We start from the raw sequence: 14993 nt of genomic DNA, 5'->3' as shown, positions 1-14993 counted from the left end.
AACGGCTGCCACAATAGAGCAGGTGATAATAATTATCAATGCTGTCTCTGTAACAAAGCCCGAATGGTTTGCGCCAGGTTTGCATAGCGTAATAAATCGCAAAAAAAAAACGCGGCCGGGGCCGCGTTGTCATGCATTACTGCCTGTTTGCCAGCGCAATAAATTGCGCCGCTACAGAGGGTTGCACCGGTTTGTAGCGGCGCGATTCATCGCGCAAAAACGCCTTCAGGCCGCGTTGTCAGGCATTACTGCTTAAAGGAAGGGAATTCCATCTCGCTGTATTTCACGAAGCGGGTGCCGCGCGTCAGCTTATAGCCCAGCCAGATCACCAGGAACAGCGGAATGCCGATATAGGTTGCGGCTACGCCGTACCAGTCGATGCGATCGGCGAGAAATGCCTGATAATTCTGCCCCAGCGTAATGATCAGACACAGCGCGAACGCAAACATCGGACCCAGCGGGAAGAAGCCGGAGCGGTAAGGCAGATCGGCCAGATTCAGCCCCTGTACCACATAGCCGCGGCGGAAGCGATAATGGCTGATAGCAATGCCGAGCCAGGCGATAAAGCCGGTCATCCCTGACGTATTCAGCAGCCACAGGTACACTTCCTGATTGCCAAATTTCGAGGTCAGGAAGCACAGCGCTGCCACCACCGTGGTCGCCAGCAGGGCATTGCGCGGTACGCCGCCTTTCGACAGTTTTGCAAAAATGCGCGGTGCCTTGCCTTCCTGCGCCAGGTTAAACAGCATACGCGTTGAGGCGTACATGCCGGAGTTACCCGCCGACAGCACCGCCGTCAGGATCACCGCGTTCATCACCGCCGCCGCGGACAGCAGACCGGCATTCTGGAACACCAGCGTGAACGGGCTGACGCTGATATCGGTGACATCGTTATGCAGCAGCTGCGGATCGGTATACGGCAGAATCAGGCTGATGATCAGGATCGCAAACACATAGAACAGCAGAATACGCCAGAACACCTGGCGCACCGCGCGCGGGATATTCTTCGCCGGGTCTTCTGATTCACCGGCGGCAATCCCGATCAGTTCGGTGCCCTGGAAGGAGAAGCCGACAATCATCGCCACGCCAATCATCGCCGCAAACCCGCCGGCAAACGGCGCATCTCCCACCGTCCAGTTGTGCCAGCCAGCATTTTCTGCGCCGCGCAGGATGCCGGTAATCATCAGCACACCGACCACAATAAAAATGATAACGGTGGCGACTTTGATCAGTGAGAACCAGTATTCCGCCTCGCCGAAGCCTTTGACCGAAATGTAGTTGAGCAGGAACATCAGACCGAGGAACAGCGCGCTCCAGATCCAGCCTGGCGTGTCCGGGAACCAGTAGTTCATCACCAGCTGTGAGGCGACGAGGTCAACGGCGATGGTCACCGCCCAGTTGTACCAGTAGTTCCAGCCCAGCGCGAAGCCAAAGCCCTCTTCGACATATTTGGCGCCGTAGGTGGCAAAGGAACCGGAGACCGGCATAAACGCCGCCAGTTCGCCGAGGCTGGTCATCAGGAAGTAGACCATCAGGCCGATTAGCGCGTAGGAGAGTAACGCACCGCCAGGACCCGCCTGAGAGATAGTGGCACCCGAGGCGACAAACAGGCCGGTGCCGATGGAACCGCCAATGGCGATCATGGTGAGATGGCGCGCTTTTAATTCACGGCGCAGCCCAGGCTGTTGTGTTGTTTTTGAGTCATTATGCATGTGTAAACGCTATGCTGGATAAAAATAAGGCGCGATTGTAGCAGCAAAGCCTGCACTGTATAGCATTCGCCTCGGGTTATTAGTTACCTTCATAATCGGCCGGGAATTATTAGCCACAACAGAGGGGAGACTGCGGCTATTCCCGGCAATAGGCGAGGAAGCGGCTCAGCGCTTTCGACAGATGTTTCTGCCGGTGATGGATGCGATACAGGGTGCGCGTCAGGCGCGGCAGGGGCACCGGCACTTCCTTCAGCGTGCCCGCCTCCAGCAGATCGGCAATCACCCGGCGCGATAAGCAGCTGATGCCCATGCCGTGGCGCACCGCGTGTTTAATTGCCTCCGAATTGCCTAACTCCATCCCCAGCTGAAACTGCGGCAGGTGCGACAGCAGCAGGTAATCGACAATCTCACGCGTACCGGAACCGCGCTCGCGCAGGATCCACGGCGCAGCGGCCAGCGTCACCAGCGTCGCCGGCTGCTGTAACAGCGGCGCATCCGGCGCGGCGAACACCACCAGTTCATCTTCCAGCCACGGTTCGCTGATGATATCCGGCTCATGGCACGGCCCTTCAATCAGGCCGATATCGACGCGAAAATCAGCCACCGCATTGATGGCGTCCTGGCTGTTGCCAACGCTCAGCTCCAGCGGCAGCGTGGGAAAATCACGGCGATACGCGGCAATCATCCCCGGCAGCAGATAGTTGCCGATGGTGCTACTGGCAAACAGGCGAATCGCTCCGTTGTCCTCTTTAAACAGCTGTTCGATCTCAATCGCCTGCTCCAGCAGCCCGACCGCGCGCGGATAGAGCAGCCGGCCGTGCTCGTTGAGCACCAGCCGTTTACCAACGCGGTCAAACAGCTGTACGCCGAGCTGACTTTCCAGATCGGCCAGGGCCGCGCTGACCGCCGACTGCGACAGCGCCAGCACCTGTGAGGCCTGCGTGGTGGAGCCGCTTTTCAGCACCTCGGTAAACACTTCAATCTGACGCAGCGTAATGTGCATGCGTGCTCCTTACATGGCGTACCGCTTCACCAGATAGATCACCACCGCCAGCCAGATCAGCAGCATCAGAATCAGGCCGCTCCAGCTGACGATCTTTTTGCCGCGCGCCCGCTGCACCTCGGCGCGTTCGGCGCTGCTGATGCGCACGTCGCGCGGCAGCAGACGCAGCAGGATCATCACGCCGAGCGGGATGATAATCGCGTCATCCAGCAGGCCAATAATCGGGATGAAGTCCGGAATCAGATCGATGGGGCTGAGCGCATAAGCGACGATGCCAAACGCCAGCAGCTTAAACCACCACGGCGTACGCGGATCGCGACAGGCAAACCACAGCGTCAGCACGTCCCGTTTGATGAGCTTCGCCCAGCGGCGCAAGCGCATGAACATTGTTGCCCTTCCTTATCACTTATTCCGGTTGATTATAAATATATTATCAATTTCACTTTTAAGCCAGCCCGGCGCACGCTAAAGCCTCACTGAGGAGAAGCGTATTATGGCTGAACTAAGCGTCAACAAAACCCCTTTTCATGTTCATCGCTGGCTGCCGGGACTGCTGCTGACCGCCGCCATCGCCGCAGGTGCCGCGTGGCTGGCCAGTCAGCCGTGGCTGGCGGGCGCGGGATTCGGCGCGCTGACGCTGGCCATCATTATCGGCATCGTGCTGGGTAATAGCCTGTATCCCCGCGTTGCGACCCCGTGCGACAGTGGGGTGCTGCTGGCCAAACAGCGACTGCTGCGACTCGGCATCATTCTTTACGGCTTCCGCATCACCGTGCAGCAGATCGCCGATGTCGGCGTCAGCGGCGTGCTGATTGATGTGCTGGTGCTGAGCTCAACCTTTCTGATCACCTGCCTGATCGGCATTCGTGTTCTGAAAATGGATCGCGAAACCGTGTGGCTGATTGGTGCCGGCAGCAGCATTTGCGGTGCGGCAGCGGTGCTGGCAAGTGAACCGGTGATCAAAGCCGCACCGTCGAAAGTGGCGGTCGCGGTGGCCACCGTGGTGCTGTTTGGCACCGTCGGCATTGTGCTGTACCCGTTTCTCTGGACGCTGCTGCCGCAGGTCAGCGCACAGCACTTTGGCGTCTTTACCGGCTCGACGCTGCACGAAGTGGCGCAGGTGGTGGCGGCTGGCCATGCGATGGGCGCGGAAACGGAGAACACGGCAGTCATCGCCAAGATGCTGCGGGTGATGATGCTGGCACCGTTTCTGCTGATCCTCGGCAGCTGGCTGCAGCGCCAGCGCAGCCACCAGCGTCAGGCACAGCAGCCGATCCGCTTTCCGTGGTTTGCCCTGTTGTTTATTGTGGTGGCGCTGTTTAACTCGCTGCATCTGCTGCCACCGCCGGTGGTAGCGGGACTGAATCAGCTGGCGAATCTGCTGCTGGCGATGGCGATGGCGGCGCTGGGCTTAACCACCCGTTTCGGCGCGCTGAAGCAGGCGGGCGTCAAACCGCTGCTGCTTGGTCTGCTGATGTTTATCTGGCTGATTCTCGGCGGCGGCGCACTGAATGTGCTGGTGCAACATTTCATGGCGTAAGCGCATCCGCTATCATGGGCGTTTTGCATCAGCAATCGCCCATTCAGGAGAGCGGCATGAAATATATCGGCGCACACGTAAGCGCATCCGGCGGCGTAGACCAGGCAGTGATCCGGGCCCATGAAATTGAAGCCACAGCCTTTGCGCTGTTCACTAAAAATCAGCGCCAGTGGAAAGCCGCGCCGCTCTCTGCGCAGGTGATCGACGCTTTTAAAACCGCCTGCGATCAGTACAACTTTAGCGCCGCGCAAATCCTGCCGCACGACAGTTATCTGATTAACCTCGGCCACCCGGTGATGGACGCGCTGGAGAAATCGCGCGAGGCGTTTATCGATGAGATGCAGCGCGCCGAGCAGCTTGGTCTGACGCTGCTCAACTTCCATCCCGGCAGCCACCTGCAGCAGATTGATGAAGATGCCTGCCTGAAGCGCATCGCCGAGTCGATCAACATTGCGCTGGATAAAACCCACAACGTGGTAGCAGTGATTGAGAATACCGCCGGCCAGGGCAGCAACCTCGGTTTCCGCTTTGAACACCTCGCGGCGATTATTGACCACGTCGAGGATAAATCGCGCGTCGGCGTATGCATCGACACCTGCCACGCCTTCGCTGGCGGATATGATTTACGCAGCGAAGCTGCCTGTGAAGCCACCTTTGCCGAGTTTGAGCGCGTGGTAGGCTTCCAGTATCTGCGCGGTATGCACCTCAATGATGCCAAAAGCACGCTCGGCAGCCGCGTGGATCGCCACCACAGCCTCGGCGAGGGCAACATTGGCAAGACCGCGTTTAGCTGGCTGATGAAGGATGCGCGTTTTGACGGTATCCCGATGATTCTCGAAACCATCAATCCGGATATCTGGAAGGATGAAATTGCCTGGCTGAAGGCCGAGCAGCAGGCGTAACGGGTTTCACCGGGGCCTGTCGCCAATTAAAAAGGGAGCCGCGGCTCCCTTTGTTGTTCCTGGCTGCCGTTACGCGGCTTTGGCCAGTTCCTCTTCCGGACGTTTCAGAATCGCATAGCCCAGACCCGCAATCAGCGTACCAATCACAATCGCCAGCAGGTAACCCAGCACCGGGGTAATGGCGCCTGGAATCAGCAGGACGAACAGCCCGCCGTGCGGCGCCATCAGTTTGGCACCCATCGCCATGGAGATCGCACCGGTCACTGCGCCACCCACGATACAGCATGGCAGCACGCGCATCGGATCTCGCGCCGCAAACGGAATGGCACCTTCGGAGATAAAGCACAGGCCGAGTACCAGCGCGGCTTTACCGCCTTCCTGCTGACCTTTATTGAACTTACGACGCGCTACCAGCGTTGCCAGCCCCATCGCCAGCGGTGGCACCATACCGGCCGCCATGATCGCGGCCATCGGCGCGTAGGTTTGCGAACTCAGCAGACCAACACCAAACGCGTAAGCCACTTTGTTCACCGGACCGCCCATGTCGGTACACATCATGCCGCCCAGAATCGCGCCCAGCAGGACCGCGTTAGCAGTTCCCATGTTCGCCAGCCAGCTGGTCAGGCCGCTCATGATGCCAGCAACCGGTTTGCCTACCACGTAAATCATCAGCAGGCCGGTAATCAGACTGGCCACCAGCGGAATGATCAGAATCGGCTTCAGCGCCTCCATACTTTGCGGCAGCTTCACTTTGCTGCTCAGTAGTTTCGCGGCGTAACCGGCGATGAAACCGGCGATGATGCCGCCAAGGAAACCGGCGTTGATGCTGGTGGCGATCATGCCGCCAATCAGACCTGGCGTCAGGCCCGGACGGTCAGCAATCGAGAAGGCGATAAAGCCCGCCAGCACCGGCACCATCAGCGCAAAGGCGCTGCCGCCACCGATCTGCATCAGCGCCGCGGCTAAGGTGCCCTGCTCTTTAAACGCGGTAATCCCAAAGGCGAATGACAGCGCAATGCTCAGACCGCCGGCGACCACCATCGGCAGCATATAAGATACGCCGGTCAGCAGATGCCGATAGGCACCGGCTTTCTCTTTGCTGTCGCTCTGGCTGGCTGCCGCCTGGTTGCCGGAAGGCTGCCAGACTTTGGCTTCCGCCTGCGCTTTATCCAGCTCCTGTGCGGTTTTCTTCAGCGCCAGACTGGTGGAGGTGCGGTACATTGGCTTGCCGGCAAATTTCGCCAGGTCAACGTCGATATCCGCCGCAACGATCACCAGATCGGCCGCAGCTACTTCTTCCGGGGTGATCGGGTTGCCGGCGCCGACTGAGCCGCGGGTTTCCACTTTTACCCACCAGCCGCGCTTGCTGGCTTCCGCTTCAATCGCCTCGGCTGCCATGAAGGTATGCGCCACGCCGGTCGGACAGGCAGTGACGGCCACAATACGTTTCTGCCCGGAGCTCTGCGCCGGTGCACTTGCCGCCGGGGTTGCCGCAGCCGGCTGCCACGGTTGCGCCGCATCTTTAGCCAGCGCCAGCGCCGCCTGCGGATCGCGTAGCGCCTGCTGCACGTCCACGAGGGCAACGGACTTGCCGGCGAGCTGCGCGTTGTCGGTAACCTGCTGGCCAATCACCAGCACCAGTTCGGCGTCCGCGGCGCTGTCGACCAGCGTCAGTCCCGCCTGCCCTGCCGCCGCCTGCAGACGTTCCGAGGCTAAATGGCCTGATGCCAGGCCGAGTGACGAATCTTTTATCAGCAGCGTTTTCATTATCGCTCTCCTGCTGTTAGTTAACGGGTTGTAAGTCGACGCGCGCCATCATCGCGGCCAACTGGGTACGATCGGTCACGCCGACGTTGCTCTGGCTGACGGCCATGGCCGCCACCGCCGTCGCCAGACGCAGCGTGTGTTCACTGGATTCCCGCATCAGCAGGCCATAAATCAGGCCGCCAACCATCGAATCTCCGGCGCCTACGGTGCTGACCACTTCACACGCAGGCGGTTTGGCGATCCATTCGCCAGAGGCATTGACCCACAGCGCGCCTTCCGCACCGAGGGAGATCACCACGTGGGCAATGCCCTGCTCGCGCAGCTGGTGCGCGGCGTCAATCACATCCTGCAGCGTCGGCAGCTTGCGGCCGGCCCAGATCTCCAGCTCGCGGCGATTGGGTTTTACCAGCCACGGAGCCGCTTTCAGACCGGCCACCAGCGCTTCACGGCTGCTGTCAAAAATGATGCATGGGCAGTGGGTGCGCAGATCGCTCATCCATTTGGTGAACGCGTCCGGCGCAACGCCCGCTGGCAGGCTGCCGCTGACGCACACCATATCGAACTGGCCCAGCCAGGTCAGCGAGTCGGCGGTGAAGCGGTCCCAGTCCTGTGGCGTGACGTCAAAGCCCGAGAAGTTAAGGTCGGTGACGTCGCCGTCTTTTTCCGTCAGCTTAACGTTAATGCGGGTACGGCCCTGCACCACCTGAAAACGGTTAGCGATGCCGAGTTCGCTGAACAGCTGCTGAAAGCCGTCCTGATTCTCTTTGCCGAGGAAGCCGCCGACGGTAACGTCGATGCCGAGATCTTTCAGCACTTTGGCGACATTGATGCCTTTACCCGCAGCGTGCAGCCCGGTGGTTTTGACCAGGTTAACTTCGCCACGCTCGATCTCCGGCGTGTAGCCGACCAGATCGTACGCCGGGTTCAGGGTGATAGTGGCAACGCGACGACTCATGCTGCCCCCTCGCCCAGACCGCTATTAATGGCTTCTTCGATAGCGTGCAGTGCCTGCTGCGCATCGTCACCGCTGGCGGTGAAACGCAGACGATGGCCTTTCTTCACGCCCAGCGCGACTACCTTCATCAGGCTGCGCCCGTTAGCCGGCTTACCGCTGCCGTCGAGATTGGTCACGGTGATATCGCTGTTGAACTGCTTGATCACGCTCACCAGCGCGGTGCCCGGACGCGCATGCAGACCGTGCTCGTTGCGGATGGTGAATTCCGCGGTTAAGACGTCCGCGGCTTCATCAACTTCGCTGGTCAGCAGCGCGAGAATGCCCGCCGCGTCCGCCTTCAGCAGGCGTTCAGCCTGCTTGTTCAGCAGCAGATTGCTGAGATAGCCCAGCACCTCAAGCGGGCGCTGATCGGTGGCGGCGACCGTCAGCAGCAGCGCTACCGGTTCGCCCTGATGCGTCAGCGGCGTCGCGCTGCGGCTCACTGCCACCGCGCTGTTGAGGTTGCCGTGCGTGCTGTCGCTCAGCCAGATGCCCTGACCGAGGCTGAGCGGCGCGTGCGAGACAACGTCCGCGACAAAGCTGGCGTCAACGGCACCGGCCGCCTGCAGACGACCAGCGTTCAGCGCCTGCAGCGTCATCAGATCGCTGGCTGCCACGTCAGTGGCGATCAGCGACGTATCGAACTGGAATTCAGCGGCCTGCTTTTCACCCATCAGCAGCGCGCGCAGCTCTTCAGCAGAGGCAGATTTCAGCTGCTCCGCGATGCTGTCATCGCTTAATACGTGGGTCAGCTGGCGCAGCAGCGCGAGGTGCTCGTCAGATTTAGCGGCAATACCGATGGCGACGTACGCCGTCTGGCCATCGCCCCAGTCCACGCCCTGCGGGAACTGATAAACCTGCACGCCGGTTTTCAGCACCAGATCGCGGGTATCGGTGGTGCCGTGCGGAATGGCGATGCCGTTGCCGAGAAAGGTGGTGGTTTGCTGTTCGCGCGCCAGCATGCCGTCGACGTAGCCTTCGGCCACATTTCCGGCTGCGGTAAGCGCAGCGGCAACCTGACGAATGGCCTGTTCTTTATCGGACGCGCTGGCGCCGGTGTGAATGGCCTGAACTTCGAGCTGGAACATATTTCTCCTCGCTTGCTGAAAGTGAATCGTTTCAGCCTGATGGCGAAAAAATACGCTGTGCGACACGGACTTAGCCGGGAGGACAACGCTGAAACGTTTCAGGGAATATGGTACAGCAACCGGTTACAGGCAAGAAAATGCGCAATCGGCGTAGCAGATTTTTGATGCTCCGCACACTTCGCGGCGGATTTAGGATTTTTCACAGCGGGCGCGCTGACGCGTTGCTGTAACGCGGCGCCTGTGACGAGCGTGCTGTTCAGCTCGCGTCAGCTGAAACTCAGGGCGCGGTATCCGCTTCCAGCTGCAGCAGGTAGATCATGGCGTCGGCGCGGCTGTTGCCGCACATCTCCGCCTGTGGCTGTAAACCGGCACACACCGCCGGACGCAGCGGCGAGCCAAAGATTTTGCAGCGCTGCTGTTCGTCAAGCTGAACGCAGCGGGTATTGGCCGGTTTGCCGTCAGGCATACCGGGAATGGGGGAAGAGATGGAGGGGGCTGTGCAGCAGGCACCGCACTGGTCTCGACATAACATCATGCGCTCCTGCAAAGATTAGCGGCCGACAATAGCAGTCTGCACCGCGGAATTCTATGCGCGACCAACAATTTTCACCGGCCTCACTTGCCTGTTTTTCACCGCGCGAGTAAGTTGGCGCGCATCTACCTGGTTATAGCGAGTCAAGCATTATGCCAAAGGCAAACGAAATCAAAAAAGGAATGGCCGTCACCTGGAACGGTAAACTGTTGCTGGTGAAGGATATCGATGTCCAGAGCCCAAGCGCGCGCGGCGCCGCCACGCTGTACAAGATGCGTTTCACCGATGTGCGCACCGGCCTGAAAGTTGAAGAGCGCTTCAAGGGTGACGACATTATTGATGCCATCCAGCTCAGCCGCCGCGCGGTGACCTTCTCATACATCGACGGCGACGAATACGTGTTTATGGATGACGAAGATTACACGCCGTACAGCTTCAAAAAAGATCAGATCGAAGAAGAGCTGCTGTTTATTCCGGAAGGCGGCATTCCCGGTATCCAGGTGCTTACCATGGATGGTCAGGTGCTGGCGCTGGAACTGCCGCAGACGGTAGACATGGAGATCGTTGATACTTCTCCCGGCATCAAAGGGGCATCCGCCAGTGCGCGCACCAAACCGGCGGGCATGAGCACCGGGCTGTCGATTCAGGTGCCGGAGTACCTGAGCAATGGCGATCGCATCCGTATCCATATTGCCGAGCGTCGTTATATGGGACGCGCCGATTAAGCGCACGATTTTCTCCGGGGGCGGTTGATTGTTATAGTATAACAACAGCCTGCGCGCCGGATGCGGTTGTCCGGCGCGGCTATTTTAACGGAGTAAATCATGACGCGCGTGAACCTGATTACCGGTTTTCTCGGTAGCGGTAAAACCACCACCCTGTTACATCTGCTGGCGCACAAACCGGCCAATGAGAAGTGGGCCATTCTGGTCAACGAGTTTGGCGAGATCGGCATTGACGGCGCCCTGCTCGCCGACCGCGGCGCCACGCTGAAAGAGATCCCCGGCGGCTGCATGTGCTGTGTTAACGGCCTGCCGCTGCAGGTCGGGCTGAATATGCTGCTGAAGCAGACTCAGCCGGACCGCCTGATTATCGAACCCACCGGCCTCGGCCATCCCAAACAGTTACTGAATATGCTGCGCGCGGCGGTCTATCAGCCGTGGATTCGCGTGGACGCCACGCTGACGCTGCTCGATCCGCGTCAGTTATCCGATACGCGCGTCACGGAGAATGAAAACTTTCGCGACCAGCTGATCGCCGCAGACATCATCATCGCCAACAAAAGCGACAAGTGGGATGCGGAAGATCGCCAGCGGCTGGCGAGCTGGCAGCAGCAGCATCTGGGCGACCGTCAACTGGTGGAAGCCAGCTGGGGCAACATTGATCCGGCGTTGCTGAGTCAGCCGGCATTGGCGGATCGTGCGGTACCCGATGCCGCGCATCATTATCATTCGTCACGCCCGCAGGGGCTGGCGGCGCTGAAACTGGAAGGCGAAGCGCGCTGGCGTCGTGCGTTAAATGAAGGTCAGGGCTATGCTTCCTGTGGCTGGATTTTCGATGGTGACACGGTGTTCGATACCATTCCGGCTTTAGAGTGGGCGCGGCTTGCGCCGGTGGATCGCGTGAAAGGCGTGCTGCGTACCGCTGACGGTCTGGTCAGCATTAACCGTCAGGGCGAAGACCTGTTCATCGAAACGCGCCCGGTCACGCCGCCGGATAGCCGTATCGAATTGATCCACCATCAGGCCACCGACTGGAACGCCTTGCAGACTGCCCTGTTGAAGATTCGTTTAAATTAGCTGCGGTAGGTTTGCCCGTTATTTTTTTCTTTTTGAGTTACTTTTATGCGCACTACTCGTTTGATCACCATCCTGCTGCTGAATGCGCTGGGTGTGATGCTATTTATGTCGTGGTATCTGCCGCCGGAGCACGGGTTCTGGTTCGCTCTCGACAAAGGCATCTTTTTTGGCTTTAACGACCAGATGGTCGACAATCACGGCTTTGCGCTGCTGGTGGCGATCACCAATTTCCGCGGTTTTGATGCGGTGTCGCTGCTGGCGATGGGCCTGCTCTATCTGTGGTTCTGGCGCCGCGAAACGCCGCAGGGCCGACGTCGTATGCTGGTGATTGGTATCACCATGCTGCTGACGGCGGTGATTCTTAACCAGCTGGGCCACCTGCTGCCGGTTAAGCATGCCAGCCCGACGCTGTTCTTTGATAACGTGCATCGCGTCAGTGAACTGACCGGCATTCCGGCAAAAGATGCGTCCCGAGACAGCTTCCCCGGCGACCACGGCATGATGCTGATTATCTTCGCCTGCTTTATGTGGCGCTATTTCGGCTTCCGCGCCTTCCTGATGGGCCTGCTGATTGTGGTGCTCTTTTCCCTGCCGCGCGTAATGGCAGGCGCACACTGGTTTACCGATATCGCGGTTGGTTCGCTGTCGGTGGTGCTGGTGGGCCTGAGCTGGTGGTTATTAACACCGGCCAGCGACAAACTGGTGAACTGGCTCTATCGTTCGCTGCCCGGAAAATATAAACCCCAGGCGTAATAGTTTAGCGCGGGCGATTATTCACTGTTTTTAAGATCGCCTGCGCTCATTTAATCCTGCAATAAATTATTAGCAAACTAAGCGTTTTCTGATAAAAGAAAAACCTATGCGTCAAATCGTCTGACAATGGCGTTATTCCTGGCCTGTCCAGTCAGAACCCTCTTAAAATCTCCCTTAGCGCCAGAATTAGCCGCTGTTCCTGCCGTTAATTGACGCTTAAATCGCTACCAGTTGTTGATAAAGTAACCGTTGTGTTACAGATTGATTTCACATCAAAAAAACCTATAAAAATTTATATAAAAGCACTCGCCACGCGGTCTGTAATCGGTTAACCTCGACTCCGATTACTACCGTGCAGCATAAAATTCGGTACCTTAAGCAACAAAAATGTGTGCATTAACACATTTTAGTAATTAAGGAATTGTCTTAGAAGGTCGCACTTATTAATCTCAACCCGTTTTGTCACCTGGCTGGCGACATTCTGTCGTAAGGACATCGAAGGAAAACACGTACAATGGTCAAGTCTCAACCAATTCTGAGATACCTCAGGCGGATTATTCCCGCAGTAGCATTAGCAACCCTCTTATCGGCATGTAGCAGTACCCATAACGGTCAGAACGCGAATAACGAGAATCATGAAGTTAACAACCAGAATGGTTTTTTACTTCAGGCGTCTCAGGACGAATTTGAACAAATGGTGCAGAACGTGGACGTTAAGTCCCGCATCATGGAGCAGTACAGTGACTGGAAAGGTGTGCGTTATCGCTTAGGCGGCGACACCAAACGCGGCATTGACTGTTCTGCTTTTGTTCAGCGCACCTTTCGCGAACAGTTTGGTTTAGAGCTGCCGCGTTCCACCTCGGAACAGCAGGACAGCGGTAAAGAGATTTCACGCAGTAAACTGCGTCCGGGTGATTTAGTGCTGTTCCGCGCCGGCTCCACCGGTCGCCATGTCGGCATCTATCTCGGCAACGACAATTTTGTACACGCGTCTACCAGCAGCGGCGTGATGATTTCCAGCCTTAACGACAGTTACTGGAAAAACCGCTACCGCGAAGCGCGTCGGGTACTGGCAAAAAATCCCAGTTAACCCCCTCCCTTCCTGATGTTCTCAGCCAGAGAATCTGAAAACGCTGCCCCGGCAGCGTTTTTTTTTCGTCTGCGGTTGCTTAAGCCAAATCCGTGGCGGAAAAAGTAATTGTGAATCAAAAATATAACGAGACTTTTCGCGCAACCTCGTTATATTCTCATTGCCTTGAACCAGCACAGTTGTATGCGTTTTTATAATAAAAAGGGCAAGATCAGGGGAACCAACTCCATGCCACTGTCGGGGACGTTAAATCGTCATGCCAGCTACTCGCGGCGCATCGCCTGGAGTAGCGTAATTATTGGGGTCGCGTTTTTTATCCTGTTTGTCACCGTCCTGCTCACGCTGACCTGGCAAAAACGCGTCCAGCAACACCAGCAGCTGCTGGCTCACAGCCGTGACGATCTGCAACAGGTGATGTCAACCCTGGTCGAGAGCCTTTATCCACTGCAGCAATACACTCAACTCAGCTGCAACAGCGTCAACCGTGAGCTGACCTCTCGCGCCGCCTTTGCCGGCAACATTCGCGCGATATTACTGGTACGCGACGGCAACGCTTACTGCTCCTCGGCTACCGGCGCATTTCTGCTGGCCGCCAGCGCCATTTCACCCGATTCAGAGCTGGAGCGCGACCGTGACGTCCGCCTGCTGCCCGGCACACCGCTGCAGCCCGCCAAACCAGCGCTGGCGCTGTGGCTGAAAAGTCCGGGAGCGAGCGAAACCGGCATCCTCGCCACCATGAACCTCAGCATGACGCCTTACCAGCTGCTGGCCTCTTACCATCCCGAAATCACGCGCATGGCGCTGGTGGCAGGCGACAGCGCGCTGCTCAGCGGCACCAGCCAGGTGGTGCGCAGCCGCGATTTGCCGCCCGCCCTCACCGACCTGACGCTTGATGACGGCAGCATGCGCTTTGTGCTTTACGGCAGCACGCTGGCCTCACGCGATTACACGCTGGCGTTGCTGACCGGCCTGCTGCTGGCGCTGCTGGTTGCCGCAATCAGCTGGCTGCTGCTGTCGCTGCATCAGCGACCGGGACGTGAAATCCTGCTCGGCATCCGGCGCGGTCAGTTTCACGTTGAGTATCAGCCGCTGGTGACGGCACACAACGGCAAACCCTATGGCGTTGAAGCGCTGCTGCGCTGGACTCACCCGGTTGAAGGCATGATCCCACCCGATGTATTTATCAGCCACGCCGAAGCGCAAAACCTGATTATTCCTCTGACCCAACATCTGTTCAGCCTGGTAGCGCGCGACGCGCGTTTTCTCTGTCAGCAACTGCCGCGCGGCACCCGTCTCAGTCTGAATATGTCACCGCAGCATCTGGCATCGGCCAGTTTTCGCCGCGACGTGCAGGCGTGGATCGCCAGTATGCCCGACGATCATTTTAACTATGTATTTGAAATCACTGAGCGCACCATGGTGCGGGAGAAGAACGCCGGCGAAATCTTCGCCTGGCTGCATGAACACAATTTCAAGATTGCCATCGATGATTTCGGCACTGGCCATAGCGCGCTGATCTACCTGGAAAAATATCCGTTCGATTACCTGAAAATCGATCGCGGCTTTGTGCAGAGTATCGGCACCGAAACCGTAACCTCGCCGGTGCTTGACACCGTGTTGCTGCTGGCAAAGAAACTCAACCTGAAAACCGTGGCGGAAGGGGTGGAAACCGGCGACCAGGCGGCCTGGCTGGTTAACCGGGGCGTCACGCATCTGCAGGGGTATCTGTTTAGCCGCCCGCTGCGCCCGGAAAAGCTGATCAGCTACTACCAGAACCAGGCCAGTTTGGGTTAACGTCACGTACCGCGCATGA

At 58.3% G+C, this 14993-nt stretch carries 14 protein-coding genes; 7 read left to right on the top strand and 7 right to left on the bottom strand.

All coding sequences use genetic code 11. The features are described from left to right. Positions 1 to 245: 245 nt before the first annotated feature. The 3 genes from AC6I7J_RS06770 to AC6I7J_RS06760 all read right to left on the bottom strand — a co-directional run bounded on the left by AC6I7J_RS06770 (position 246) and on the right by AC6I7J_RS06760 (position 3102). Complete coding sequence (locus AC6I7J_RS06770) at positions 246 to 1712, bottom strand: amino acid permease (protein WP_211725213.1); 1467 nt, start codon at positions 1710 to 1712, stop codon at positions 246 to 248. A gap of 136 nt (positions 1713 to 1848) precedes the next feature. Beyond that, on the bottom strand, positions 1849 to 2715 hold the full coding sequence (gene yieE, locus AC6I7J_RS06765) for a DNA-binding transcriptional regulator YeiE (protein WP_498007027.1): 867 nt from the start codon (positions 2713 to 2715) through the stop codon (positions 1849 to 1851). Between the two features lie 9 nt (positions 2716 to 2724). Beyond that, complete coding sequence (locus AC6I7J_RS06760) at positions 2725 to 3102, bottom strand: YkvA family protein (RefSeq protein WP_058757253.1); 378 nt, start codon at positions 3100 to 3102, stop codon at positions 2725 to 2727. Positions 3103 to 3208: 106 nt separating this feature from the next. Between AC6I7J_RS06760 and AC6I7J_RS06755 the strand changes: the two genes are divergently transcribed. Together AC6I7J_RS06755 and nfo are read left to right on the top strand one after the other, a co-directional pair. Beyond that, on the top strand, positions 3209 to 4255 hold the full coding sequence (locus AC6I7J_RS06755; RefSeq protein WP_125309752.1) for a YeiH family putative sulfate export transporter: 1047 nt from the start codon (positions 3209 to 3211) through the stop codon (positions 4253 to 4255). A gap of 56 nt (positions 4256 to 4311) precedes the next feature. Then, positions 4312 to 5157 carry a deoxyribonuclease IV gene (gene nfo, locus AC6I7J_RS06750; protein WP_058775787.1) on the top strand — a complete coding sequence of 282 codons (846 nt, stop codon included), beginning with the start codon at positions 4312 to 4314 and terminating at the stop codon, positions 5155 to 5157. Positions 5158 to 5226: 69 nt separating this feature from the next. Here nfo and fruA read toward each other — a convergent pair whose 3' ends face one another. The 4 genes from fruA to AC6I7J_RS06730 form a co-directional block, all read right to left on the bottom strand. Next, complete coding sequence (gene fruA, locus AC6I7J_RS06745) at positions 5227 to 6924, bottom strand: PTS fructose transporter subunit IIBC (protein WP_058769933.1); 1698 nt, start codon at positions 6922 to 6924, stop codon at positions 5227 to 5229. A gap of 16 nt (positions 6925 to 6940) precedes the next feature. Then, positions 6941 to 7879: a 1-phosphofructokinase gene (fruK, locus tag AC6I7J_RS06740; protein WP_021509266.1), complete on the bottom strand. Its 939-nt coding sequence runs from the start codon at positions 7877 to 7879 to the stop codon at positions 6941 to 6943. Then, on the bottom strand, positions 7876 to 9006 hold the full coding sequence (gene fruB / locus AC6I7J_RS06735; protein ID WP_058769932.1) for a fused PTS fructose transporter subunit IIA/HPr protein: 1131 nt from the start codon (positions 9004 to 9006) through the stop codon (positions 7876 to 7878). The genes fruK and fruB overlap by 4 nt, the downstream gene beginning before the upstream one ends. A gap of 277 nt (positions 9007 to 9283) precedes the next feature. Next, on the bottom strand, positions 9284 to 9538 hold the full coding sequence (locus AC6I7J_RS06730) for a YkgJ family cysteine cluster protein (protein ID WP_058757250.1): 255 nt from the start codon (positions 9536 to 9538) through the stop codon (positions 9284 to 9286). A gap of 152 nt (positions 9539 to 9690) precedes the next feature. Here AC6I7J_RS06730 and yeiP point away from each other — a divergent pair, with 152 nt between their 5' ends. From yeiP to pdeN, 5 genes are all read left to right on the top strand, one after another. After that, positions 9691 to 10263: an elongation factor P-like protein YeiP gene (gene yeiP, locus AC6I7J_RS06725; RefSeq protein ID WP_031280049.1), complete on the top strand. Its 573-nt coding sequence runs from the start codon at positions 9691 to 9693 to the stop codon at positions 10261 to 10263. A 99-nt stretch (positions 10264 to 10362) separates the two neighbouring features. Next, positions 10363 to 11337 carry a CobW family GTP-binding protein gene (locus tag AC6I7J_RS06720; RefSeq protein WP_498007026.1) on the top strand — a complete coding sequence of 325 codons (975 nt, stop codon included), beginning with the start codon at positions 10363 to 10365 and terminating at the stop codon, positions 11335 to 11337. 45 nt (positions 11338 to 11382) lie between these two features. Then, positions 11383 to 12090 (top strand): phosphatase PAP2 family protein, encoded by a 708-nt coding sequence (locus tag AC6I7J_RS06715; protein WP_498007025.1) that lies wholly within the window; start codon positions 11383 to 11385, stop codon positions 12088 to 12090. 514 nt (positions 12091 to 12604) lie between these two features. Beyond that, on the top strand, positions 12605 to 13180 hold the full coding sequence (gene mepS / locus AC6I7J_RS06710; RefSeq protein WP_031280047.1) for a bifunctional murein DD-endopeptidase/murein LD-carboxypeptidase: 576 nt from the start codon (positions 12605 to 12607) through the stop codon (positions 13178 to 13180). A 228-nt stretch (positions 13181 to 13408) separates the two neighbouring features. Beyond that, entirely contained in the window at positions 13409 to 14974 is a 1566-nt protein-coding gene (pdeN, locus tag AC6I7J_RS06705) for a cyclic di-3',5'-guanosine monophosphate phosphodiesterase PdeN (protein ID WP_498007024.1), read from the top strand. Positions 14975 to 14993: the final 19 nt, after the last annotated feature.

The sequence above is a fragment of the Type-C symbiont of Plautia stali genome (assembly GCF_059730935.1).
Note: the sequence above shows the minus strand (reverse complement) of the source record. Positions and strands in the feature narration are given on the sequence as shown.